This window comes from Mesorhizobium sp. RCAM 05099 (assembly GCF_059683685.1).
Window position 1 is genome coordinate 6,881,207 of sequence record NZ_CM185035.1, and the last position, 23,945, is coordinate 6,905,151.

At 63.3% G+C, this 23,945-nt stretch carries 20 protein-coding genes; 7 read left to right on the forward strand and 13 right to left on the reverse strand.

Annotated features, from left to right (window positions below):
- Positions 1-8: 8 nt before the first annotated feature.
- On the forward strand, positions 9-1,283 hold the full coding sequence (locus AC56QQ_RS34065) for a cysteine desulfurase-like protein (RefSeq protein WP_497124928.1): 1,275 nt from the start codon (positions 9-11) through the stop codon (positions 1,281-1,283).
- A gap of 37 nt (positions 1,284-1,320) precedes the next feature.
- On the opposite strand, the gene AC56QQ_RS34070 is transcribed toward AC56QQ_RS34065, so the two are convergent.
- Genes AC56QQ_RS34070 through AC56QQ_RS34090 form a run of 5 tightly spaced genes read right to left on the reverse strand, consistent with a single transcriptional unit; the run spans position 1,321 to position 6,559 of the window.
- Positions 1,321-2,151 (reverse strand): dipeptide ABC transporter ATP-binding protein, encoded by an 831-nt coding sequence (locus AC56QQ_RS34070; RefSeq protein ID WP_497124929.1) that lies wholly within the window; start codon positions 2,149-2,151, stop codon positions 1,321-1,323.
- The gene (locus AC56QQ_RS34075) at positions 2,148-2,999 is read right to left on the reverse strand and encodes an ABC transporter ATP-binding protein (protein ID WP_256749027.1); all 852 of its coding nucleotides are present in this window, start codon (positions 2,997-2,999) and stop codon (positions 2,148-2,150) included. The genes AC56QQ_RS34070 and AC56QQ_RS34075 overlap by 4 nt, the downstream gene beginning before the upstream one ends.
- Entirely contained in the window at positions 2,999-3,910 is a 912-nt protein-coding gene (locus tag AC56QQ_RS34080) for an ABC transporter permease subunit (RefSeq protein ID WP_256749028.1), read from the reverse strand. Before AC56QQ_RS34080 ends, AC56QQ_RS34075 begins: the two co-directional genes overlap by 1 nt.
- Entirely contained in the window at positions 3,910-4,917 is a 1,008-nt protein-coding gene (locus tag AC56QQ_RS34085; RefSeq protein WP_269906038.1) for an ABC transporter permease subunit, read from the reverse strand. The genes AC56QQ_RS34080 and AC56QQ_RS34085 overlap by 1 nt, the downstream gene beginning before the upstream one ends.
- A gap of 43 nt (positions 4,918-4,960) precedes the next feature.
- On the reverse strand, positions 4,961-6,559 hold the full coding sequence (locus AC56QQ_RS34090) for an ABC transporter substrate-binding protein (protein ID WP_497124930.1): 1,599 nt from the start codon (positions 6,557-6,559) through the stop codon (positions 4,961-4,963).
- Between the two features lie 453 nt (positions 6,560-7,012).
- Here AC56QQ_RS34090 and AC56QQ_RS34095 point away from each other — a divergent pair, with 453 nt between their 5' ends.
- Both AC56QQ_RS34095 and AC56QQ_RS34100 read left to right on the forward strand, forming a co-directional pair.
- Entirely contained in the window at positions 7,013-8,980 is a 1,968-nt protein-coding gene (locus AC56QQ_RS34095; RefSeq protein WP_497124931.1) for a long-chain fatty acid--CoA ligase, read from the forward strand.
- Positions 8,981-8,988: 8 nt separating this feature from the next.
- On the forward strand, positions 8,989-9,738 hold the full coding sequence (locus tag AC56QQ_RS34100) for a class I SAM-dependent methyltransferase (protein WP_489859205.1): 750 nt from the start codon (positions 8,989-8,991) through the stop codon (positions 9,736-9,738).
- On the opposite strand, the gene AC56QQ_RS34105 is transcribed toward AC56QQ_RS34100, so the two are convergent.
- Positions 9,722-10,444, reverse strand: a complete 723-nt coding sequence (locus tag AC56QQ_RS34105; protein WP_489859204.1) for an HAD family hydrolase — start codon at positions 10,442-10,444, stop codon at positions 9,722-9,724. The two genes, AC56QQ_RS34100 and AC56QQ_RS34105, sit on opposite strands and share 17 nt — an antisense overlap.
- Positions 10,445-10,449: 5 nt before the next feature.
- Complete coding sequence (gene pgi / locus AC56QQ_RS34110; RefSeq protein ID WP_489859203.1) at positions 10,450-12,093, reverse strand: glucose-6-phosphate isomerase; 1,644 nt, start codon at positions 12,091-12,093, stop codon at positions 10,450-10,452.
- A 293-nt stretch (positions 12,094-12,386) separates the two neighbouring features.
- Here pgi and pdxR point away from each other — a divergent pair, with 293 nt between their 5' ends.
- Positions 12,387-13,880 carry a MocR-like pyridoxine biosynthesis transcription factor PdxR gene (gene pdxR / locus AC56QQ_RS34115; RefSeq protein WP_489859202.1) on the forward strand — a complete coding sequence of 498 codons (1,494 nt, stop codon included), beginning with the start codon at positions 12,387-12,389 and terminating at the stop codon, positions 13,878-13,880.
- A 185-nt stretch (positions 13,881-14,065) separates the two neighbouring features.
- A complete protein-coding gene (locus AC56QQ_RS34120; RefSeq protein WP_269906034.1) occupies positions 14,066-15,655 on the forward strand; it encodes a trimethylamine methyltransferase family protein in 1,590 nt (529 codons plus the stop codon).
- A gap of 20 nt (positions 15,656-15,675) precedes the next feature.
- Here AC56QQ_RS34120 and AC56QQ_RS34125 read toward each other — a convergent pair whose 3' ends face one another.
- The 4 genes from AC56QQ_RS34125 to AC56QQ_RS34140 all read right to left on the reverse strand — a co-directional run bounded on the left by AC56QQ_RS34125 (position 15,676) and on the right by AC56QQ_RS34140 (position 20,450).
- Positions 15,676-16,074, reverse strand: coding sequence for a hypothetical protein (locus AC56QQ_RS34125; RefSeq protein WP_497124932.1), 399 nt, complete (start codon positions 16,072-16,074; stop codon positions 15,676-15,678).
- Between the two features lie 62 nt (positions 16,075-16,136).
- A complete protein-coding gene (gene chrA / locus AC56QQ_RS34130; protein ID WP_497124933.1) occupies positions 16,137-17,528 on the reverse strand; it encodes a chromate efflux transporter in 1,392 nt (463 codons plus the stop codon).
- Positions 17,525-18,349, reverse strand: a complete 825-nt coding sequence (locus tag AC56QQ_RS34135; RefSeq protein ID WP_489863597.1) for a chromate resistance protein ChrB domain-containing protein — start codon at positions 18,347-18,349, stop codon at positions 17,525-17,527. The genes chrA and AC56QQ_RS34135 overlap by 4 nt, the downstream gene beginning before the upstream one ends.
- Positions 18,350-18,644: 295 nt before the next feature.
- A complete protein-coding gene (locus AC56QQ_RS34140) occupies positions 18,645-20,450 on the reverse strand; it encodes an IlvD/Edd family dehydratase (protein ID WP_489859199.1) in 1,806 nt (601 codons plus the stop codon).
- Positions 20,451-20,599: 149 nt separating this feature from the next.
- Here AC56QQ_RS34140 and AC56QQ_RS34145 point away from each other — a divergent pair, with 149 nt between their 5' ends.
- The gene (locus tag AC56QQ_RS34145; RefSeq protein ID WP_489859198.1) at positions 20,600-21,052 is read left to right on the forward strand and encodes an SRPBCC family protein; all 453 of its coding nucleotides are present in this window, start codon (positions 20,600-20,602) and stop codon (positions 21,050-21,052) included.
- A 106-nt stretch (positions 21,053-21,158) separates the two neighbouring features.
- Here AC56QQ_RS34145 and AC56QQ_RS34150 read toward each other — a convergent pair whose 3' ends face one another.
- Positions 21,159-22,334 carry an Mrp/NBP35 family ATP-binding protein gene (locus AC56QQ_RS34150; RefSeq protein ID WP_497124934.1) on the reverse strand — a complete coding sequence of 392 codons (1,176 nt, stop codon included), beginning with the start codon at positions 22,332-22,334 and terminating at the stop codon, positions 21,159-21,161.
- A gap of 180 nt (positions 22,335-22,514) precedes the next feature.
- On the opposite strand from AC56QQ_RS34150, the gene AC56QQ_RS34155 reads away from it, so the two are divergent.
- Positions 22,515-22,892, forward strand: coding sequence for a VOC family protein (locus AC56QQ_RS34155; RefSeq protein WP_497124935.1), 378 nt, complete (start codon positions 22,515-22,517; stop codon positions 22,890-22,892).
- Positions 22,893-22,937: 45 nt separating this feature from the next.
- On the opposite strand, the gene AC56QQ_RS34160 is transcribed toward AC56QQ_RS34155, so the two are convergent.
- A complete protein-coding gene (locus AC56QQ_RS34160; RefSeq protein WP_497124936.1) occupies positions 22,938-23,942 on the reverse strand; it encodes an inorganic phosphate transporter in 1,005 nt (334 codons plus the stop codon).
- Positions 23,943-23,945: the final 3 nt, after the last annotated feature.

Sequence of the window (23,945 nt, forward strand, 5' to 3'; positions counted from 1 at the left end):
GCGTACCCGTGAACAAGCATCAAGCCCACAATGCGAACGCCGCCGCGTTCCCCGTCGACACCATCCGCGCCATGTTTCCAGCCCTGCAGCAGGCCGGCGACTTTATCTTCCTGGACAACGCCGCCGGCGCGCAGATCCCGCAGAGCGTGCTCGACGCGGTGACCAACCATCTAATCGCGCACAATGTGCAGCGCGGCGGCCGCTATGGCCGCAGCGTCGCCGTCGACCAAGCGGTCGCCGATGCGCGCGCGAGCGTGGCCTTGCTGATCAACGCCACCAGTCCCTCGGAAATCTGCTTCGGCATGAACGCCACCTCGTTCATCCGCCTGGTCAGCCTCGGCATCGGCCAGATGCTTCAGGAGCGCGACGAGATCGTCATCACCGACATGGACCACGATGCCAATATCGCCACATGGCTGGCGCTGGAGTCCGCCGGCGCCAAATTCAAATGGTGGCGGATGCGCGACGACGGCAACCTGCATGTCGACGATTTGCGCCCGCTGGTTTCCGATCGCACCCGCCTCGTCGCCTGCACGGTGACGGCGCATTCGATCGGCTCGATCGTCGATGTCGCCTCGGTGGCCAGGATCGCGCACGCGGCCGGCGCGGAAGTGTTCCTCGACTGCGTGCATTACGGGCCGCATGGGCTGATCGACGTGCAAGCCTGGGACTGCGACTACCTCGTCTGTTCCGGCTACAAGAATTTCTCGCCGCATATGGGCTTCCTGTGGGGCCGTTTCGAAACGCTGAAGCGGCTGCCAACCTTCCGCGAGGATTTCATCCCGGACGAGCCGCCCTACAAGGTCGAGGCCGGCACCTTCATCTACGAGAATGTCTCGGGCATGGATGCCGCCGTGCAGTATCTGGAACTGATCGGCCGCAACCTTGCGCCATCCAACAACCGCTCGCGGCGCGACAACATCGTCGCCGGCATGGGCGCCATCCGCGACTATGAGCTGTTGCTGGCGCGCGAGATGCTCGCCGTGCTGAAAGGTTGCGGGGCGACCATCTACGGCGTTGCCGATGAAGCCCGCATCAATGAGCGCGTGCCGACCTTCTGCTTCAACATCGGCAAACTGTCGCCGCAGCGGATCGTCGAGGAAATGGCCGAAATGCAGATCGGCATCCGCGACGGCCACATGTACGCGCCGCGCCTGATGAAGCGTCTCAACCTGTCGATGGACAGCGGCGCCATCCGCGCTTCGCTGGTCCACTACAACACTGTCGATGAGATCCACCGTTTCGGCGAGGCGCTACGCGCCATCATCGCCAAACTGTCCTGAACGAGATGGCTCTGACCTGACGCTGCGGCTCGCGGCGTCAGGCGGCCTTCTTCTTCGCCAACCTCGCCTTGATCGAGGCGACGTCGGCGCGCGGCGTCGCCGCGAACAGGGTCCTGGTGTAGCTGTGCTTGGGATCGGCGAAGACCTCCTCGCGCGAGCCGTATTCGACCGCCTCACCGAAATACATCACCATCACATCGTCAGCGATATAGCGCACCACGGACAGGTCGTGGCTGATGAAGACATAGGTCAGTTGGAACTCGTCCTGCAGGTCGGCAAGCAGGTTGAGCACCTGCGCCTGCACCGACAGGTCGAGCGCGGAGACGGGCTCGTCCAGCACCAGCAGGCTCGGGTTGAGCATCAGCGCGCGGGCAATGGCGATGCGCTGGCGCTGGCCGCCCGAGAACATGTGCGGGTAGCGGTTGTAGTGCTCGGGTCCGAGGCCGACCTTCTTCAGCATCTTCATGGCGAGGTCGCGCCGTTCCTCGGCCGGCTTGTTGGTGTTGATGAGCAGCGGCTCGCCGAGCACGTCGCCGATCTTCTGGCGCGGATTGAGCGACCCGTAGGGGTTCTGGAAGACGATCTGCACCTTGCGGCGCATCTCCTTGGTCAATCCGTTCCTGGCGATGTCGACCTTGTTGCCGTCGATGAACAGCTCACCCGACGTCGCCGGATCGATCAGCGTGATGATGCGGGCAAGCGTCGACTTGCCACAGCCGCTTTCACCGACGATGGCCAGCGTCTTGCCCTTGTCGACGCTGAACGAAACGCCCTTGACCGCATGCACCGTGCGCTGGCCGCGAAACAGGCCGCCACCAATATGGTAGTCGCGTACGATGTTCTTGCCTTCGACGACCTTGATGCTCATGCGGCGGCTCCCGAGGGCGCCGGCTCGAACAGCATGTCGGACACGGTCGGCAGCCGGTCGCCGACGGCATTCTCCGGCAGCGCCGACAAAAGCGCGCGGGTGTAGTTGCTCTTCGGCGATTCAAACAGCGACAGCACGTCGGCCTCTTCCATCTTGCGGCCCTTGTACTGGACGATGACGCGGTCGGCGGTCTCGGCCACCACGCCCATATTGTGGGTGATCATGATCAGGCCCATGCCGTATTTGGCCTGTAGCGAGACCAGGAGATCGAGGATCTGCTTCTGGATGGTGACGTCGAGCGCGGTGGTCGGCTCGTCGGCGATCAGAAGCTTCGGATTGCAGGCGATGGCGATGGCGATCATGACGCGCTGGCACTGGCCGCCCGACATCTGGTGCGGGAATGAGTTGAGCCGTTCCGCTGGCTCGGCAATGCCGACCTGCGTCAGGAGTTCGATGGCGCGCGCCCGGCGTTGTGCACCGTCCATGCCCATATGGAAGCGCAGAACCTCTTCGATCTGGAAGCCCACGGTGAAGCAGGGATTGAGGCTGGCCATGGGTTCCTGGAAGATCATCGATATGTCCTTGCCGATGATCTTGCGCCGCTCGGCCGGGCTCAGCTTCAGAAGCTCGCGGCCATTGAAGCTCATGCGGTCGGCGGTGACCTTGGCGGTCCATGGCAGAAGGCCCATCACCGCCAGCATCGAGACCGACTTGCCGGAGCCGGATTCGCCGACGATGGCCAGCACTTCGCGTTCGTCGACATGCAGCGACACGCCGTCGACCGCCCGGAACGGACCTGACGCGGTCTGGAATTCGACGACGAGATTCTGGATCTCGAGCAGCGCCATCACGACCTCCTCAGTTTCGGATCGAGCGCGTCGCGCAGACCGTCGCCGATCAGATTGATGGCAAGCACGGTGATCAGGATCGCAAGGCCGGGGAAGGTCACCACCCACCAGGCGCGCAGGATGAATTCGCGCGCCGAAGCGAGCATCGTGCCCCATTCGGGCGTCGGCGGTTGGGCGCCGAGGCCGAGGAAGCCCAGCGCGGCCGCTTCGAGAATGGCGTTGGAGAAAGACAAGGTGCCCTGGACGATCAGCGGTCCCAGGCAATTCGGCAGGATGGTGCGAAGCATCAGCCTGATATGGCCGGCGCCGGCGACCTTCGCCGCCACGACATACTCGCGGCTCTTTTCCGCCATCACGGCGGCGCGCACCAGCCGCGCGAAATGCGGCTGCAGGACGAGCGCGATGGCCAGCATCGCATTGAACAGGCCAGGGCCAAGAATGGTGACCAGGACGAGCGCCAGGAGCAGCGACGGGAACGCCAGGATGAGGTCCATCAGGCGCATGATCGCCACGTCGACCCAGCCGCGGAAATAACCGGCCAGCAGGCCGAGCGTGATGCCGCCGGTGAGCGCCAGCGTGACCACGACCGCGCCGATGAGCAGCGAAAAGCGCGCGCCGAAGAGCAGGCGCGAAAGGATGTCGCGGCCGACAGGATCGGTGCCAAGCAGGTATTGCGCGCTGCCGCCGGCCTGCCAGGCCGGCGGTCTCAGAAACGCGGTCTTGTCCTGAATGTCGGGCGCATAGGGCGCCAGCAGCGGCGCAAACAGTGCCGCCAGCACCAAAAGGATGAAGACGAACAGGCCGATCACGGCGCCGCGGTTGACGGAAAAATAGTGCCAGAAGGTCCTGAACCCGGTCAGGCGGTCAGGATTGCCGGCGGCGAGCGCGGTGACTTCGGTCGACTGGCTCATCACGCGGCCCGTATGCGCGGGTTGATGACGGCGTAGAGCACGTCGACGATAAGGTTCACAGCCATGACGATGAGGGCGATCAAGAGCAAGCCTGACTGCACGACGACATAGTCGCGCTTGAAGATGGAATCGACCATCCACTTGCCGATGCCCGGCCAGGCGAAGATGGTTTCGGTGAGGATGGCGCCGGCAAGCAGCGTGCCGATCTGCAGGCCGATTGTGGTGACCACCGGGATGAGCGCGTTGCGCAATGCATGCAGACCGACCACCCGCGACGGCGACAAGCCCTTGGCGCGCGCCGTGCGCACATAGTCCTCGCCCAGAACTTCCAGCATGGCCGAACGCGTCTGGCGGGCGATCACAGCGAGCGGGATGGTGCCCAGCACGATCGCCGGCAGGACCAGGTGGCTCAAGGCCGACCGGAAGGCATCCCATTTGCCATAGAGCAGGGTGTCGATGGTCATGAAGCCGGTGATCGGCTTGAAGAAGAACTGCAGGCCGATGCGGCCCGAAACCGGTGTCCAGCCGAGGTAGCCGGAGAAGAAGATGATCAGCAGCAGGCCCCACCAGAAGATCGGCATGGAATAGCCGACGAGCGCCGTGCCCATCAGCGACTGGTCGAACCAGGAGCCGCGCTTGACCGCGGCGAAGATGCCGGCTGGAATGCCGAGCACCATGGCGAAAATCATAGCGAAGAACGACAGCTCCATTGTCGCCGGAAAGAGGGTCTTGAACTCCTCCATCACCGGGCGCTTGGACGAGATCGAGACGCCGAAATCACCGGTGGCGACCTCACCGACATAGCGGGCATATTGCTGCCAGATCGGCAGATTGTAGCCGAACTGTTCCTTGAGCTCCTCGTAGCGCGCCGGCGCCACGCCGTGTTCACCGGCCATGGCAAGGATGGGATCGCCGGGCAGCAGCCTGACGAAGGCGAAGGCACAGATAGTGATGCCGACAAGCGTCGGAATCAAAAGTGCAATTCTGTGAAGAATATATTTGAGCATGGCGAAGGGGGCGGCGCCCTAGAGCGCCGCCCCACTCTATGTCTTATTCAGCTTTGTCGACGCCGTCGAAGCGGTGAATGCCGAGCGGGTCCATCATGAAACCGCTGACATTCTTGCGCACGACCGCGTAGACTTGGCTATGCGCCAGCAGGAACGCCGGAGCCTGCTTCTGGAAGACCACCTGCGCCTGTTCGTAGAGCTTGGTGCGCTCGGCCTGGTCGCTGGTCTTCTTGGCCTTCTGGATCAGGTCCTCGAAGTCCTTGTCGCACCAGCTCGAGTAGTTCGAGACGCCGATAGCGGAGCAGGCGAACAGCGTGGCGAAGAAGTTGTCCGGATCGCCATTGTCGCCGGTCCAGCCGATCTGGAAGGCGCCTGGACGATCCTTCTTCTTGCCCTCCGAGCGATACTTGGTCCACTCGTAGTTGACGATCTCAGCCTTGACGCCGACCTTGGCCCAGTCGGCCTGGATCAGTTCGGCGGCACGCTGGAAGTTCGGGTTGTAAGGACGAACGCGGTCGGAAGCCCAAAGCTGGATTTCCGTGAGCCCGGCAGCGGCCAGCACCTTCTTGGCGGCTTCCGGATCATAGGCGTCGGACTTCACATCCTTGTTCCACGACCACATGGTCGGCGGGATCAGGTTTACGGCCGGCGTGGCGCCAGCGTCCTGGAACAGCGACTTGATCAGCGATTCCCGGTCGATGGCCTGGTTGAGCGCATGGCGCACCTCGGGCTTGTCGAGCGGCGGGATGGTGGTGTTGTAGCTCATGTAGCCGATGTTCAGGCCGGCCTGATCCATCAGGGTCACGTCGGTGTTGGCCTTGATCGTGCCGATGTCGGCAGGATTCGGATAGGGCGCGATGTCGCATTCGCCGGCGAGCACCTTCTGGATGCGGGCGGTCGCGTCAGGGGTGATGGCGAAGACGAGATCGTCGATCTTCTCCTTGCCCTTGAAATAGTCCGGGTTGGCCGCATAGCGGATGACCGAATCCAGCTGGTAGTCGGCGAACTGGAACGGACCGGTGCCGATAGGCTTGGTGGAGAAATCGGCCATCTTGCCGGACTTCTCCAGCTGGTCGGCATATTCCTTCGACACGATCGAGGCGAAGTCCATGCCGAGATTGGCCAGCATCGGCGCATTCGGCTCGGTCAGCGTCAGCTTGACGGTCAGGTCATCGACCTTTTCCCACTTGGCGACGTATTTCGGCATGTCCATGCCGGTGTAGTAGTCCCAGGTCAGGTTGGGCAGATACTTGTCACCGTTCCAGGGATTCGCCTTGTTGAACTGACGATCGAAAGAGAAGACCACGTCATCCGCATTGAGGTCGCGGGTCGGCTTGAAAAAATCGGTGGTCTGGAATTTCACGCCCGGATGCAGGTGGAAGGTATAGACCAGACCGTCGTCGGAGATTTCCCACTTGTCGGCAAGGCCGGGCTCGACCTCGGTACCGCCATGCTTGAATTCGACCAGACGCGAATAGACGGTACGCGACGAGGCATCGAAGTCGTTGCCGCCGGTCGTCGTACCTGGATCAAAATTGGCAGGCGACGCTTCCGAGCAATAGACAAGCGTCTTTGCATTGGCCATGCCGCCCAGGACGCTTGCGGCCAGCAACGCGGCCGCAAAAGCGAGTTTCTTTTTCATTGAGCACTCCCTGATGTTCTTCCAAGCCCCTCTATCAGGCTCGCGAAGCGCGCATATAAGCACCGTTTTTCCGGCTTTGGAACACCCCGTTTGCTTACCCCGCGGGAAGCAGGAAAAAAATCCGCGATTTTGCCAAACGGCAGAAAAAATTAGCAGTTTTTTCCATTCACGCTATTATTAACAACCGCATTTTTTTATTGATCGCCAGTCTGGCGATATTGATGGCGCGCGCGCCTTCGCTCGGCCGCGGATACGGGAAGAGACCGGTTCGAAATGTCGGCGACGGGAAAGATTTTCGGCGGCAAATCTTTCCCGGCCTGCCGCAGGGGCAAGACTTGCACGGCCGCCAATAGAGGCAATACATAGAAGATATCTAGGCAGCAGCGGAGGATGTCCCTGTCAATTCAGGGGCGAGCGCGGCGCGGACGAACAGAACGATCCAGGGAGGAACGGGTGGCAAAAACAGCAAAGAAGGCAGCGCCGGCAAAGGCACCGGCCAAGGCGGCCTCGAAACCGGCCGCCGGCCCTGACCGACAGGGGGCGCCCGCCACCAAAGCGGCGACCGCGAAGGCAAAAGCAATGCCCGCAACGAAACCGTCCCCGGTAAAGACGGCAGCCAAGACCACAAAGACCGCGTCGCCAAAGGCGGCTCCGGCGAAGGCTGCAGCTTCGAAAGCCGCGCCGGCCGCAAAGCCCGTCGCAACTGCCGCCAAGCGACTGCCGAAGGCGCTGACCGCGCTCGCCGCGGGGCTGCCGGAAAAGCCGTGGCTCAAGAGCTATCCGAAGAACATGCCGGCCGAAATTGGCGTCCTGCCCTACAGTTCCATCGGCGACTTCCTGGTCGCCACCTGCAAGCAGTTTTCCGCCCAGCCCGCTTTCACCTGCATGGACAAGTCCATCAGCTACGCCGATATGGAGCGGCTGTCGGCGGCCTTCGGCGCTTATCTGCAGTCGAAAGGTTTGCAGAAAGGAGCGCGCGTCGCCCTGATGATGCCGAACGTGCTGCAATATCCGGTAGCGATGATGGCCATCCTGCGCGCGGGATACACCGTGGTGAACGTCAACCCGCTCTACACACCGCGCGAACTCGAACATCAGCTCAAGGATTCCGGCGCGCAGGCCATCGTCATCCTGGAGAACTTCGCCAGCACGTTGCAGGCCGTGATCGCCAGGACCGCGGTCAAGCATGTCGTCGTCGCGGCGATGGGCGACATGCTTGGCGGGCTGAAGGGGACCATCGTCAACCTCGTCGTGCGCCGCGTGAAGAAGATGGTGCCGGCATGGTCGCTGCCCGGCCATGTCAAGTTCAACGCGGCCGTGAAGGCCGGTGCCGGCCTGCGCTTCACGCCAGCCACGGTGGCGGCCGGCGATGTCGCCTTCCTGCAATATACCGGCGGCACCACGGGGATTTCGAAGGGCGCGGTGCTGCTGCACAGCAACGTGCTGGCCAATGTCGTTCAGAACGCGCTGTGGCTGGAAGACGCCTACACTTACAAGCCGAAGCCGGCGCATCCGAACTTCATCTGCGCACTGCCGCTCTATCATATCTTCGCGCTGACGGTGAACGCGCTGATGGGCATGCAGCAAGGCGCCCGTAACGTGCTCATTCCCAATCCGCGCGACATCCCGGGTTTCGTCAAGGAACTGGCAAAATACCCGGTCCACATCTTTCCGGGTCTCAACACGCTGTTCAACGCGCTGCTCAACAACGAGGATTTCCGCAAGCTCGACTTCAAGCCGCTGATCCTGACGCTGGGCGGCGGCATGGCGGTGCAGAGGGGCGTCGCCGAACGCTGGAAGTCGCTCACCGGCTGCCCGGTCACCGAAGGCTACGGCCTCTCGGAAACTTCCCCGGTGGCCACCGCCAACAAGTTCAGCGCCAGCGATTTCACCGGCACGATCGGCCTGCCGCTGCCGTCGACGGAGATCGCCATTCGCGACGACGACGGCAACAACCTGCCGCTCGGCGAGGTCGGCGAGATCTGCATCAGGGGGCCGCAAGTGATGGCGGGCTACTGGAACCGGCCGGACGAGACCGCCAAGGTGATGACCAAGGACGGTTATTTCAAATCCGGCGACATGGGTTTCATGGACGAGCGCGGCTACACCAAGATCGTCGACCGCAAGAAGGACATGATCCTAGTCTCGGGCTTCAACGTCTATCCGAACGAACTCGAGGAAGTCGTCGCCCAGCATCCGGGCGTGCTCGAAGTCGCGGCGGTCGGCGTGCCGGACGAACATTCGGGCGAAGTGCCGAAGCTGTTCGTCGTCAAGAAGGATCCGGCGCTGACCGCCGAGGTGCTGACCGCCTATTGCCGCGAGAACCTGACCGGCTACAAGCGGCCCAAATACATCGAATTCAGGACCGAGCTGCCGAAGACGCCGGTCGGCAAGATCCTGCGGCGGGCGCTGCGGGAATAGGCAGGATCTTGGCTGACAAGCTCGCCGCCGCCGATGCGCCGGTTCGGCGCTCGCGCCTCGACCCGGCGACGTTCATCAAGGCGAACATGCGCCTTGTTCCTGTCCCAGCGCTTCCCGAGATCCAGTTCTACACGGCTCATCCCGGCAGCGGGTTGAGGCGGCTCGTCGAGCCCGAGGACGAGAACGACGAGGAGGATTCGCCGGAGCCACGACCGCCCTACTGGGCCTATGCGTGGGCCGGTGGCACCGTGCTCGCGCGCTATGTACTGGACCATCCGACGACAGTGGCCGGGCGCCGCGTGCTCGACCTCGGCGCCGGCTCCGGCATTGTCGGCATTGCCGCCGCGAAAGCCGGGGCGCGCGAAGTGATCGCCGCCGAGATCGACCGCAACGGCGTGGCCGCGCTCGGCCTCAATGCTGCAGCCAACGGCGTCGCCATAACGGTGATCGGCAAGGATATCACCACGGGTTCGCCACCCGCGATCGACCTGGTGCTCGCCGGCGATCTGTTCTACGGGCAGGACGTCGCCTGGCGGGTCATTCCCTTCCTCGACCGCTGCCTCGCCGCCGGCATCGAAGTCCTGGTCGGCGACCCGGGCCGGGCCTACCTGCCACGATCGCGGCTGCTTCTGCTTGCCGAATACGAGGTGCCGGATTTCGGCCAGACGAAAGGCACAGCACTGGAGCCGAGCGGCGTCTTTCGTTTCGAGGCGGATATGGCATCCGCCAGTGGTGCCGATATCAGATCGTCTCCTTGACCCGCGCCGAAAGGAAATCCGGCAGATCGGCAACGGAATCGAGGACGGCGTCGGCAATGCCGGCCAGCGATTCACGGGTGCCGGTGCCCGAGAGCACGCCAATCGCCAGGCCGCAGCCACCGGCCCGCGCCATTTCGAGATCGTGGCGGTTGTCGCCGACCATGGCGATCGCCGACGGCTGCAAGCCGGTGAGATCGCAAAAGGCCAGGATCGTATCGGGCGCCGGTTTGGGATTGGCGACAGCATCGTAGCCATAGGCCGCGTCGAACAGTTGAGCGACGCCGAGCGTGACCAGCGTCCTTTCCGCGCCGCTGGTCGAATCGTTGGTCGCGACACCAAGCCGGTAGGATTTCCTGTGCAGGGTGTTGAGCGTCTCGACGATGCCCGGCAGTGCCACCGCCATCGCCGAGCCCTGCACCGAGGTGATCTCGTTGAAGCGGGCGACGGCCAGCATCTGGTCCTCGTCGGACAGGCGCGGGAACCACAGCTCGACGACGTCCATGTTGGTGCCCGAGGCAAAGATCGAATCGGGCTTGAAACGTCGGTTGGCGAAATCGAAGCCGGCTGCCGCGAGCAGCCTGTCGGCTTTCCAGCGATCGCCCTCGGACGCATCCATGGCCATGAAATCGGCGACGCCGAGCCAGGTGGCGTTGAAGTCGACAAGCGTCCCGTCCTTGTCGAACAATATTCCCTTGATGTCTGCCAAGCGCTTCACTCCGACCCACGCAAATGGTGGATGTATTCCACCAGACCAGCGGTCGAGGCGTCCCGCTTTGCGGCACTTTCCTTGCCCTCCACGACAGGCAAAAGGCCGGTGGCCAGTTCCTTGCCGAGCTCGACGCCCCACTGGTCGAAGGAGTTGATGTTGAAGAGCGTTCCCTCGACGAAGACGCGGTGCTCATAGAGCGCGATCAGCCGGCCGAAGGTGCGCGGGTCGAGTTTCCGGTAGAGGATGGTCATCGAGGGCCGGTTGCCGGAGAAGACGCGGTGCGGGGCGATCTTGTCGACCTCGGCAGGCTTCATGCCCTTGGCCAGCATCTGGGCGCGCGCCTCCTCCAGCGTACGGCCCTTCATCAACGCTTCCGACTGCGCCAGGCAATTGGCGAGCAGCAGATCGTGCTGGTGCTTGAGCTCCGGCTCGTGGCCGACGGCCGCGGCAAGGAACTCGACCGGGATGAAATCGGTGCCCTGGTGCAGCAGCTGGAAGAAGGCATGCTGGCCGTTGGTGCCGGGCTCGCCCCAGACCAACGGCCCGGTCGGCGTCGTCACCGCCACGCCTTCGAGGGTGACGCTCTTGCCGTTCGATTCCATGTCGAGCTGCTGCAGATAGGCCGGCAGCCTGGACAGGCGCTGGTCGTAAGGGATGACGGCGCGAGCCGGATATCCGCAGATCACGCGATGCCACCAGCCGACCAGCCCCAGAAGCGCCGGCAGGTTCTCCTGGATGGGCGCGGTGCGGAAATGCTCGTCCATCTCATGGGCGCCATCCAGGAAGGCGCGAAAATTTCTGGGGCCAACAGCGATCATCACCGGCAGGCCGATCGCGCCCCAGACCGAATAGCGGCCGCCAACCCAGTCCCAGAAGCCGAAGACGCGATCCCGCTCGATGCCGAACTTCGCCACCAGGTCGAGCGCGGTCGAGACGGCGGCAAAATGCTTGCCCACCGCATCCTTGCCGAGCGCTTCCTGCACCCATTTGCGCGCCGTCTCGGCATTGGTCATCGTCTCGACGGTGGTAAAGGTCTTGGATGCGATGATGAAAAGCGTGGTCTCGGCGGAGAGGCCTTTCAGCGTGTCGTGGATATGGGCGCCATCGATGTTGGAGACGTAATGCGCGCGCGGCCCGTCATGATAGGGCGCCAGCGCCAGCGTCGCCATGGCCGGACCGAGATCGGAACCGCCGATACCGATGTTGACGATGTCGGTGATCTTCTTGCCGGTGGCGCCGGCCGCCTTGCCGGAACGCACGGCATCGGCAAAAGCGCCCATCGCGTCGAGTACGGCGATGACGTCCGCCTTGACGTCCTGGCCATCGACCGTGACGCCTTTGCCGGTCAGGTTGCGCAGCGCCGTGTGCAACACGGCGCGATCCTCGGTGACGTTGATCTTCTTGCCGGCGAACATCGCGGTGCGACGGCCTTCGAGATCGGCGGCCTTGGCGAGCTTTTCCAGCAAATCCATGGTGACCGCATCGACAGCGCATTTCGACCAGTCGAGCAGAAGGTCGCCGTCGGTGGCGGAGAAGTTCTCGAACCGCTTCGAATCGGCGGCGAAGGCCTGGCGCATGCTGGCAGGTGCGGCGGCACGATGGTCGCGCAAGGCGGCAAGCTGTTTTTGAAAGGCTGACTGATCCACTGGCGGGGGGACTCCTGACGTTTTCGACGCACCATATCAGACCGGATGTTTCCGGCGCGTGTCGTCGCGCCAAAACTATTGAGCCGAATTCCATCCGGTTCAATGCGCAGCGATGACGCAGTGCACCATGCGGCGATGATGCAACGCATCACGCGGGGGCTGGGTTTCGGCGGAAGGATCACTGGCATAAATCTCAAAGATCAGAAAAATTGATTGGCGCAACACCTTGTGCCACCGTTACATTCGACTGGTCCAGCCAAGCGAAAAAAGCTGGCCATCGAGGAACATCTCCCATGCCACAGCGTAACGACACGGCGATATGGTCCGGCCTGTTCCGGATTTCGGCTGAATCCGGCCAGACCCTGCAGGCGCAGATCCGCCAGGCCATCGTTGCAGCCATTCTCGATCGCCAGATCGCCGCTTCGATGCCGCTTCCCTCGTGCCGGATCCTCGCCGAAAAACTCGGCGTGGCGCGCGGCACCGTCGTGCTGGCCTTCCAGCAGCTCGTCGACCAGGGATTCCTGGTGGCGCGCGAGCGGCGTGGCCATTTCGTCAATCCCGACGTGCTGGCGACACCGGCCAAGCCGCACCAGAAGGCGCCCGACCAGGCCAATGAGATCGACTGGAAGGCACGCCGCCAGATCGCCGCCAGCGACATGCCGCCGCCGGCCAAGCACGAGAACTGGATCAAGTCGTCCTACCCCTTCGTCTACGGCCAGTTCGACCCGGCGCTGTTCCCGACCGCCGAGTGGCGCGAGTGCAACCGCATGGCGCTCGCGGTGCTCGAAATCCGCAACTGGGCGTCGGACATGGTCGATCGCGACGATCCGCTGCTGATCGAGCAGATCCAGGCGCGGCTCTTGCCCCGGCGCGGCATTTTCGCCAATCCCGACGAGATCATCGTTACGCTGGGCGCCCAGAATGCGCTCTACATGCTGGCGACGCTGCTGATGACCAAGGGCTCCAAGGTGGCGATGGAGGACCCCGGCTATCCCGACGCGCGCTCGATCTTCCGGCTCGCGGGCGCCGACATCCAGCCGGTGCCGGTCGACCAGTCCGGCATCGTAACCGCTTCTATTCCCAATGATTCCGGCTTCGTCTTCGTCACGCCCAGCCATCATTGCCCGACCATGGTGCCGCTGTCGGCGGAACGGCGGCAGGATCTCTTGGCACGTGCCAACCGCTACAACCAGATCATCATCGAGGACGGCTATGACAGCCAGTTGCTCGACGAGGCGCCGCAGCAGGCGCTGAAGAGCCTCGACCGCTCCGGCCGCGTCGTCTATGTCGGCTCGATGTCGAAGACGCTGGCTCCGGGGCTGCGGCTTGGCTACATCGTCGCCTCCGCTGGACTAATCTCCGAACTGCGGGCCCTGCGCCGCTTCATGCTGCGCCATCCGCCAGCCAACAACCAGCGCGCCGTTGCATTGTTCCTGTCGCTCGGCCACCACGAGGCGCTTGTACGGCGGCTGTCGAGCGCCTTCGACGAGCGGCGCAAGCGCCTGGTCCATGCGATTTCCGCCTTCCTGCCAGAATGGCGTTCGACCGATTCGGCCGGCGGCACGTCGCTGTGGCTCGAGGGGCCGCGCGGCACCGATGCGCGCGGGCTGGCCGAGGCAGCCGCCTCGCGCAGCGTGATCATCGAGCCGGGCGACCGCTTCTTCGACCGCACCGAAAAGCCCTCGCGTTTCATGCGCTTGGGCATCTCCTCGATCGCGCTGCAGCACATCGAGCCCGGCATCCGCGAACTGGCCACCGCGGCCGGACGCAGGCCTGCCGCCGCCTGATCCATCGACCGATCCCTTCAGAGCCGCGCGCGCGGCTCTGGTCCTTTAGCTCTGGCATATGCAACCGGACTGGCTGGCTCATAGGCTGTGCCAATGCCGGCGGCATAGTCGGAGCATAAGGGGAAGAAGCAGCCGATGGTGGACCAACCGCCGCGCCCTGCTTCTCTGAAAGGTGGAGTGTCTGCATGTCTGTGGTTCTTGAAAAGCAGGAAGCGGCGGCGGATCAGCGTTCGCGCCGCTCCGGCGGGCGCGAAGCGCGCCGTGCCATGCGAGCCGCGCCGCTGGCCGACGACATCAAGCCGGTACGCGCCGGTCTCGAAGGCGGCAGCTACGGACCGCTGACCGGGAACGACCAGGAGCGCATTCACGAGGCGGTGCTGACCCTGCTGGAGACGGTCGGCTTCGCCAACGCCATTCCCTCCTGCATCGAAGCGCTGACCGAGGCTGGAGCCACCTACGCCGACGATGGCCGCATCCGGTTCCCGCGCGCGCTGGTGCTCGATACCATCAAGAAAGCGGCACGGAATTTCACCCTGCACGGCCAGGACCCCAAGCACGACATGCTGATCAAGGGCAAGCGTGTGCACTACGGCACGGCCGGAGCCGCCGTCCATCTGGTCGATGTCGAGAAGCGCGAATACCGCGAGTCGCTGCTGCAGGACATCTATGATGCCGCCCGCATCGTCGAGGGGCTCGACAACATCCATTTCTTCCAGCGGCCGATGGTGCCGCGCGACATTCCCGATCCGCTCGAAATGGACTTCAACACGCTCTATGCCTGCGTGATGGGCACGTCCAAGCATGTCGGCACCTCGTTCACCGTGCGCGAGAACGTGCAGCCAGCGCTCGAAATGCTCTATGCCATTGCCGGTGGCGAGGAGAACTTCCGCGCACGGCCGTTCGTCTCGAATTCCAACTGCTTCGTCGTGCCGCCGATGAAATTCGCCGAGGACGCCTGCGGCGTGCTCGAAGCCTGCGTCGAGGGCGGCATCCCGATCCTCCTGCTCTCGGCCGGACAGGCAGGCGCCACGGCGCCGGCGGCGATTGCAGGTGCTGTGGTGCAGGCAGTGGCCGAAGTGCTGGCCGGCCTCGTCTATGTCAACGCCATCAAGCCGGGGCATCCGGCGATCTTCGGCACCTGGCCGTTCGTTTCGGATCTCAGGACCGGCGCCATGTCGGGCGGTTCGGCCGAACAGGCGGTGCTGACCGCGGCTTGCGCTCAGATGGCGCAATTCTACGACCTGCCGGGTGGTTCGGCCGCCGGCATGACGGATTCGAAACTGCCCGACATCCAGTCCGGCTATGAAAAGGGCATCACTGATGTGATGGCCGGCCTGGCAGGGCTCAATTTGGTCTATGAATCGGCCGGCATGCACGCCTCGCTGCTCGGCTTCTGCCTGGAAAGCCTGATCATCGACAACGACATGCTCGGCCACTGCCTGCGTTGCGTGCGCGGCATCGAAGTGTCGGATGAATCGCTGTCGATCGACACCATCGCCGATGTCTGCCTGAAGGGACCGGGACATTATCTCGGCAACGAGCAGACGCTGCGGCTGATGCAGACCGAATATTTCTATCCGGCCGTCGGCGACCGGTTTTCGCCGAAAGAATGGAACGAGAAGGGCCGACCCGACATCCTGCAGCGGGCGATCATCGAGAAGAAGCGCGTTCTTGCCGAGCGCTTCCCGCGCCATGTCCCCAAGCTGCTCGACGACAAATTGCGCGCCCGCTTTGGTGAGATGATCAAGCTGCCGCGCGGCAGCATGGGCGGATAAGCTCACTTCCCTTGAAGCCGTCAGCCGGCGCTGAGCCCATAGCGCTCGACGACCTCGGCACTGATCAGCTTGGCGTGCAGCGTCATCAGCACGATTTGCGCATCGAAGCTGTCGCCGGCTTCAAGGGCTGTTTCGATCCGCCGCTCCGCGTCGAGCCTGCCCTGAAGGCCGTTGGATCGTTCGAAGGCTTCCGGTCCGGCAATGCAATAGCTGAACAGCCGCGCCACCTCTGGATAGGCCTGGCTGGGCGGCTCGTCGGGCCAGCGGTCCTTCATCAGATTGACGATGGTGAGTTTCACCCCCTCCGGCACGAGGGCCGGATGAAGGTCGGCGCCACGCAACGCCGCATCGAGCTGCCTGAGGTCGCCCGAGCGGCCGAACATTCCGAGGAAGCCGAGGGAAGAGCGTCGTCCCGCCATGATGGTCCAATCCGTTTCCAACCACTTAGGTGTTCGCAAGCGGAATACAAAGCAAGCGGCATCTAGCCACTCGCCGCCAGCAGCAAGACACCGGCAAGGGCGGATCCGGCAAGCGTCGGCAGCATGCCGACTTTCAGCTTCAGGATGGCGATCATGGCGGCTCCGGAAAACAGTGCCGCGCGCCAGTCGATCGACGAAAACACCGGCACATTCATGCCGAGGCCCATGTTGCGAACCTCCCGGAAGATGACGTGCAGGGCAAACCACAAGGCGAGGTTCATGATGACGCCGACAACGGCGGCGGTGATCGCGCCCAGCGCTGCGGACAATGCCTTGTTGCCACGCAGGGCCTCGATATAGGGGCCGCCGAGGAATATCCAGAAGAAGCACGGCGTGAACGTCACCCACAAGGTCAGCAGCGCTCCAAGCGATCCGGCAAGCAACGGGTGCAGCGACCCGGAATGGCGGAACGCGGCGATGAAGCCGACAAACTGCAAAACCAGAATGAGCGGACCTGGCGTCGTTTCGGCAAGCCCAAGACCGTCGACCATTTCACCGGGCGCGAGCCAGCCGAAGGACTGGACGGCCGCCTGCGCGACATAGGCGAGGACCGCATAGGCGCCACCGAAAGTGACGACCGCCATGAGACTGAAAAACCTGCCTATCTCGGTCCAGACGCTGGCAGAGCCGGTGAACCACCAGACCACGAGAACGGGTCCGAGCCAGATCGGCAGCCAGATCGCGACGGTGCGCGGCGCATGCCATGTCGTCGGTTTGACATGGGTGAGTTCGCCGCGCTCGAACATCAGGTCGACCGCACCCTTGATATCGGCAACATCGCCCTTGCCATGCGCCGAGCCGGAAAACAGGCCAGGAGCAACGCGGTCCCCCAGCCATCCCGTGAGGCCCGCGAGCAGGATGATAAGCGGGAACGGCACATTCAACGCATAGATGGCGATAAAGGCCGCGACCGCGACCGACACCATGACTGGGTTTTTCAGGGCGCGCCGGCCGATCCGGATCACCGCTTCGATGACAATGGCAAGCACCGCCGCCTTCACCCCGAAAAACAGCGCCTCGACGAGCGGTACGTCGCCATAGAGCATGTAGAGGCTGCTCAAGATCAGCATGACAAGCGCGCCCGGCACGACGAACAGGATGCCGGCAATGAGGCCGCCGATCGTCCTGTGCAGCAGCCAGCCAATGTAGATGGCAAGTTGCTGGGCTTCCGGGCCAGGCAGCAGCATGCAGTAGTTCAACGCATGCAGGAAACGCTGTTCACCGATCCAGCGCCGCTCCTCGACCAGTTCCTTGTGCATCATTGCGATTTGCCCGGCCGGTCCGCCGAAGCTGAGCAGTCCGATTTTCGCCCAGACCTTGACGGCTTCGGCGAAGGCCGGTGCAACCGGTGCCTGGACGCTCCCAGCCTTATCCTCCGGGACCAAAACGCTCATGACGGTTTACCTGTGCCTGCAGCGGGCCAGTTGTGCGTTTCTTCGGTGGCGTCGCGACACCAGCGGAAGAACGCATCGTAGAGCAGCATGCCTGCTTCCAGTTGTTCCAGATCGTCGCGAAACATACGCGACAGGCCAAGCGAGGCAGCCAGAAAGCCGGCCGCCTGGGGCACCAGGTCGAGGCTTGCGGTGTCGGCGGCGCGCACGATCGCGGCAAGGCGGTCCAGCGCTTCGGATTCAAGCTCGAACTCCTCGATCATCGTGTCGAAGGTGCAGCGTTCGCCGCGATGGCTCCAGAACACATTGTCTATGTCAAAAGGTACCGCCTGAAAGCGATCGGCAACGGCCAATACTTCGGCGGGTTCGACAAACAGGAAGACCGCGTGAGGATCGACGAAACGCCGGATCAGCCAGGGGCAAGCGATGCGATCGACCTTCGGGCGGGACCGCGTCACCCATATGGTGCGGCCCTGTTCGTCGCACGACGGCAACTTGTCTGTGCGGACCAGAAGCCCCTTTGCATCGCGCCAGGCTTCGAAGCCGCCTTCGAGCGATTCGGCGGGAATTCCCTCGTGCCGCAGCCAGGCTGCGACGCCTTGCGAGAGCTTTTGCCCTTTCTGGCAGACGACGGCCACTGGTTTGCCGGCGAACGCGGCCGCCCAGGTCGAAACGGTTTTGAAATCGCGCCGGGTCGAGGCTGGCAGCAGGCGCGGATCGGCGTCGAAATCTTCATCGATGCGAACATCGACGATTACCGGAGCACCCGGCAGACCGACCAGACGGGACAGTTGCGATACGGTGATAGCGGTTGTTGACGGCATGGCGTCCACCTCCTGGAAGAGAAGCTTGGACGCGAACGTTGGGCTGACGCCTCACGGGGTCGTCGCGATGCACCCCTTGCCATGATGGTGGATTTGTTGGGCACGCTTGTCAAGGATGGTGAGTGTTCTCGCCCACGGCCGGTGTGCGCCACGCTGAACGGAAAAACGGCAGGCGGCCTGATTGATCAGGTCGCCTGCCGTTGATCCCAGCATCAGTGATTATCGCAAGGAATAATCAATGATTGTCCTTGGGAATAATCGATGACTATCCCGGGAATAACCAATGATTACCCAATCAGTGGTTGTCCCTGGGGACACCGCTGGTGTGCGCGACGTCCTGGTATTTCACCGCCGGCTTCAGCACCATTCCCTCGGAGAACTGGTCGACCATGCCGCGCTGGATCTCCTGCCACGGCGTCTGGTGCTTCGGATAGTGATAGCCGCCATTGTTCTGCAGTTCGGCGCGGCGTCGGGTGATCTCGTCGTCGGTGACGAGGATGTCGGCCGTGCCCTTCCTGAGATCGATGCGGACGCGGTCGCCGGTCTTGAGCAGCGCCAATCCACCGCCGATCGCGGCTTCCGGCGAGGCGTTGAGGATCGACGGCGAGCCTGACGTGCCCGACTGGCGACCATCGCCGATGCAGGCGAGCGCATGGATGCCCTTCTTGATCAGATAGGCCGGCGGCTGCATGTTGACGACCTCGGCACCGCCGGGGTAGCCGACCGGGCCGGCGCCGCGCATGAACAGGATGGTGTGTTCGTCGATGCCTTGCGCCGGATCGTCGATGCGGGCGTGGTAATCCTCGGGCCCGTCGAAGACCATGGCATTGCCCTCGAAAGCCTCGGGATCCTTGGGGTTGGAGAGATAACGCTCGCGGAACTCCGGCGAGATGCCGCTGGTCTTCATGATCGCCGAATCGAACAGATTGCCCCTGAGGTTGATGAAGCCGGCATTGGCCTTCAGCGGCTCGGCGACGGTGCGGATGACGTCGATGTTCTCGTTGACGACCCCCTTGCAATTGTCGCCGATCGACTTGCCATTGACGGTCAAGGCATCTGGATGCGGCAACAGCCCGCCCTTCATCAGCTCGGCCACCACGGCCGGCACGCCGCCGGCATGATGGTAGTCCTCGCCGAGATATTCACCTGTCGGCTGCAGATTGACGATGAGCGGCACCTTGAGGCCGATCTTCTGCCAGTCGTCATTGTCGAGCGGCACACCGAGGTGACGGGCGATGGCGTTGAGATGGATCGGCGCATTGGTGGAGCCGCCAATGGCCGAATTGACGACGATGGCGTTCTCGAAGGCTTTCCGCGTCATGATATCGGACGGCTTCAAGTCCTCATGCACCATCTCGACGATGCGTTTTCCGGTCTCGTAGGAAATCTGGCCGCGCTCGCGATAGGGGGCGGGAATGGCGGCCGAGCCCGGCAGTTGCATGCCGAGCGCCTCGGCCAGCGAGTTCATGGTGGTGGCGGTGCCCATTGTGTTGCAATAGCCGGTGGACGGCGCCGAGGACGCAACGATGTCCATAAACTCGTCATAGTCGATCTCGCCAGCCGACAGGCGCTGGCGCGATTCCCAGACGATGGTGCCCGAGCCAGTGCGCTTGCCCTTGTGCCAGCCATTCAGCATGGGGCCAACCGACAGGGCAATGGCCGGAATGTTGACGGTGGCTGCCGCCATGAGCAGAGCTGGGGTCGTCTTGTCGCAGCCGATGGTCAGAACCACGCCATCGAGCGGATAGCCGTAGAGCACCTCGACCAGGCTGAGATAGGCAAGGTTGCGGTCAAGAGCGGCGGTCGGGCGCTTGCCGGTTTCCTGGATCGGATGGCACGGGAACTCGAAGGGAATACCGCCCATCGACACGATGCCTTCGCGCACGCGCTTGGCCAGTTCGATGTGGTGGCGGTTGCAGGGCGACAGATCCGAGCCGGTCTGGGCAATGCCGATCAGCGGCTTGCCGGACATCAGCTCGGCCCGCGTCAGTCCGTAATTCAGGTAGCGCTCCAGATAGAGCGCCGTCATCCCGGGATTGTCGGGATTGTCGAACCACTCCTGCGAGCGAAATTTTTTCTTTCTGGTGGGGGCGCCTGCCATCGTGGTCTCCGTATTTGTAAGACAAATCGATATGGCAACGCGCGAGAGCAGGCAAGAGGGACGCGCGGTCGCAACCGGACTTTGGTGCGATAGACATGCACCCAACCGTGCGTTAGGGCTTCGGGGCAGTCTTGCTCTGGGAGGTTTTCATGGCTTTGGTGATCGAAGGCGAGGAACACATCGCCGCACCCCTGCAAAAAGTGTGGGAAGCGCTGAACGATCCCGAGGTTTTGAAGGCGACCATTCCCGGCTGCCAGAGCCTTGAGATGAAGTCACCGACCGAGATGGCGGCGACCGTGGTGGTGAAGATCGGACCGATCAAGGCGACCTTCAACGGCGAGGTAACGCTGAAGAACCTCAAGCCGCCGCATTCCTACACCATCCAGGGCGAAGGCAAGGGCGGCATCGCCGGCTTCGCCAAGGGCGGCGCCGACGTGACGCTGACATCAGATGGGCCGGATGCCACGGTGTTGAAATACGTGGCCAAGGCCGATGTCGGCGGCAAGATCGCCCAGCTTGGCAGCCGGCTGATCGAATCGACCTCGAAGAAACTGGCCGGACAGTTTTTTTCGAAGTTCGGCGAGAAGGTGGGCGCGGCTTAGGCCGCTGCTTGAACAACGCTTGGCTTGTTCAAGGCTGGCGCTACCCGTTGACGATCCTGCTCTCCCCGTTGTTCGAGGGTGAGGCAACGCCTACCGAACGGAAAACCTACTCGAACACTATGCTCGGCACCGCGGCTGCCGCAGCACCGCGCTCCTCATTGACCCGGTCCCAGACTTTTCCGGCAATGTCGCGATAGATCTTCGCTTCGGCGCCGTCGGGCTTCGAGACAACCACCGGCGTGCCGGCATCCGAACTTTCGCGGATACCCATCTCGAGCGGCACTTCGCCGAGGAAGGTGACGCCGAGGCGCTCGGCCTCGCGGCGGGCGCCGCCATGGCCGAAGATATCGTAGCGCTTGCCGGTGTCGGGAGCGATGAAATAGCTCATGTTCTCGACGATGCCGAGCAGCGGCACGTCGACCTTCTTGAACATGTTGAGGCCCTTGCGAGCGTCGATCAAGGCCAGGTCCTGCGGCGTCGAGACGATGACGGCGCCGGCCAACGGCACCTGCTGGGCCATGGTCAGCTGGGCGTCGCCGGTGCCGGGCGGCATGTCGACGACGAGCACGTCGAGCCGACCCCACTCGACCTCGCGCAGCATCTGCGTCAGCGCCGACATCACCATCGGCCCGCGCCAGATCATCGGCGTTTCCTCATCGACGAGGAAGCCCATCGACATGACCTTGAGGCCGTAATTCTCCATCGGCTTCAGGATCTTGCCGTCGACGGTCTGCGGCCGGCCATGGATGTTGAGCAGCCGCGGCATGGAGGGGCCATAGATGTCGGCGTCGAGCACGCCGACGCGCAAGCCGTTGGCGGCGAGGCCAAGCGCGATGTTGACGGCCGTGGTCGACTTGCCGACGCCGCCCTTGCCTGAAGCCACCGCGATGATCGCCTCGATGCCGGGCACGCCGCGCTTGCCGTGGCTTTGCGATGCAGGGGCATGGGGAACTGGCCGCGAAGCAGCTGGAGCGGCCGGGGGTGCCGGCCTGGGAGCAGGACGCGCCGCGACCGGAGCCTCCATGCCGCCGCCCTTCTTCTCGGCAGTCAGCGCGACGACGGCGCCGGCGACGCCGGGGATCGCCTTGACGACGCGTTCGGCGGCGGCGCGCAGCGGCTCCATTTCCTGGGCGCGAGCGGCAGGAACGGTGATCGAGAAGAAAACCTTGCCGTCGGCGATGAAAATCTCGGAAACCATGCCGAGGTCGACAATATTGCTGGTGAAGTCCGGCCCGTTGACCGTTTTCAGGCGTTCGATGACGGTATCTTTGGTGACGGGCATGACTTTTCCTCGGCGTTCGGCACTTCAGATAGTGTAGTTTTCGACCGGAACCAAGCAGCCGCCTCGACGCACCCCGGCTACTGCGAGCGAGAACTTCAGCGGGACGCCGGTCGTCAAACGGGGCACGCGACCTATTTCAATGAGCGACATGAGGAGCGCCAACCAGGGAAGGAGACGATCATGCTTGCCAACAGCAACGCGACGGCCAATCTCGCGGTGAACGACCTGGCGAGAGCAAAAGCCTTTTATGAAGGAACGCTGGGCCTCAAGCAGGTCGATGATATGGGTGGCGAACTGATCGTCTACAAAAGCGGCGATACGGTCATCAATGTCTATCGGTCCCAATTCGCCGGGACCAACAAGGCGACAGCGGTGACGTGGACGGTCGGCGATCAGATCGAGACTGTCGTCAAATCATTGAAATCGAAAGGCGTTGCGTTCGAGCACTATGAAATGCCCGGCCTGACGATCGAGGGCGACATCCATGTCGGCCAGGGCATGAAGGTCGCATGGTTCAAGGACCCGGACGGCAACATCCTCAATCTCGTGAACCGATAGACCGTGTCATGATTGCCGGCGGTTCCAGACGCTGCAATGCGCGCCTCATCCCGCCAGTCCGACCGCGAAGTAAGCGAGCGCCGAAATGGCGGCCGTGGCCGGCAAGGTGACAATCCAGGCAATGACGATGTTGCCGGCAATCCCCCAGCGCACGGCCGAGACACGGCGGGCGGCGCCGACGCCGATGATAGCGCCGGTGATGGTGTGGGTGGTCGACACGGGAACACCGAGCCAGGTGGCGGCGAACAGGGTGATTGCGCCGCCGGTCTCGGCGCAGAAGCCCTGCATCGGGTTCAGCCGAGTGATCTTCGAGCCCATGGTGTGGACGATGCGCCAGCCGCCGAGCAACGTGCCCAGCGCCAGCGCCGACTGACAGGTGAGGACGACCCACAGCGGCACGTAGAAATTGGCGCCGAGCATGCCTTGCGAATAGAGCAGCACGGCAATGATGCCCATGGTTTTCTGGGCGTCGTTGCCGCCGTGCCCGAGCGAATAGAGCGAGGCGGAAAAGAACTGCATGACGCGGAAGGTGCTGTCGACGGCGAACGGCGTCTGCCGCACGAACAGCCATGAAACGACGAGGATCAGGACAAGCGCCAGGACAAAACCGGTCGCCGGCGACACGACGATCGCGGCGACCGTCTTGCCAAGCCCCGCCCAGACGATGGCACTCAGTCCAGCCTTTGCAAGGCCGGCGCCGACCAACCCGCCGATCAGCGCATGTGAGCTGCTCGACGGGATGCCGGCAATCCAGGTGACGATGTTCCAGACGATGGCGCCGACAAGGGCTGCGAAAATCACCGCCGGGGTGACGATGCTGACGTCGACAATGCCCTTCCCCACGGTCTCGGCGACGTGAAGACCGAAGAACATGAAGGCGATGAAATTGAAGAAGGCCGCCCACAGCACCGCATATTGCGGCCTCAACACGCGGGTGGAGACGATGGTGGCGATGGAATTGGCCGCATCGTGCAGGCCGTTGAGAAAGTCGAAGAACAGCGCAACCGCGATGAGAGCGGCGAGAACGGGAAAGGCGATGGTGGCTTCCATTAC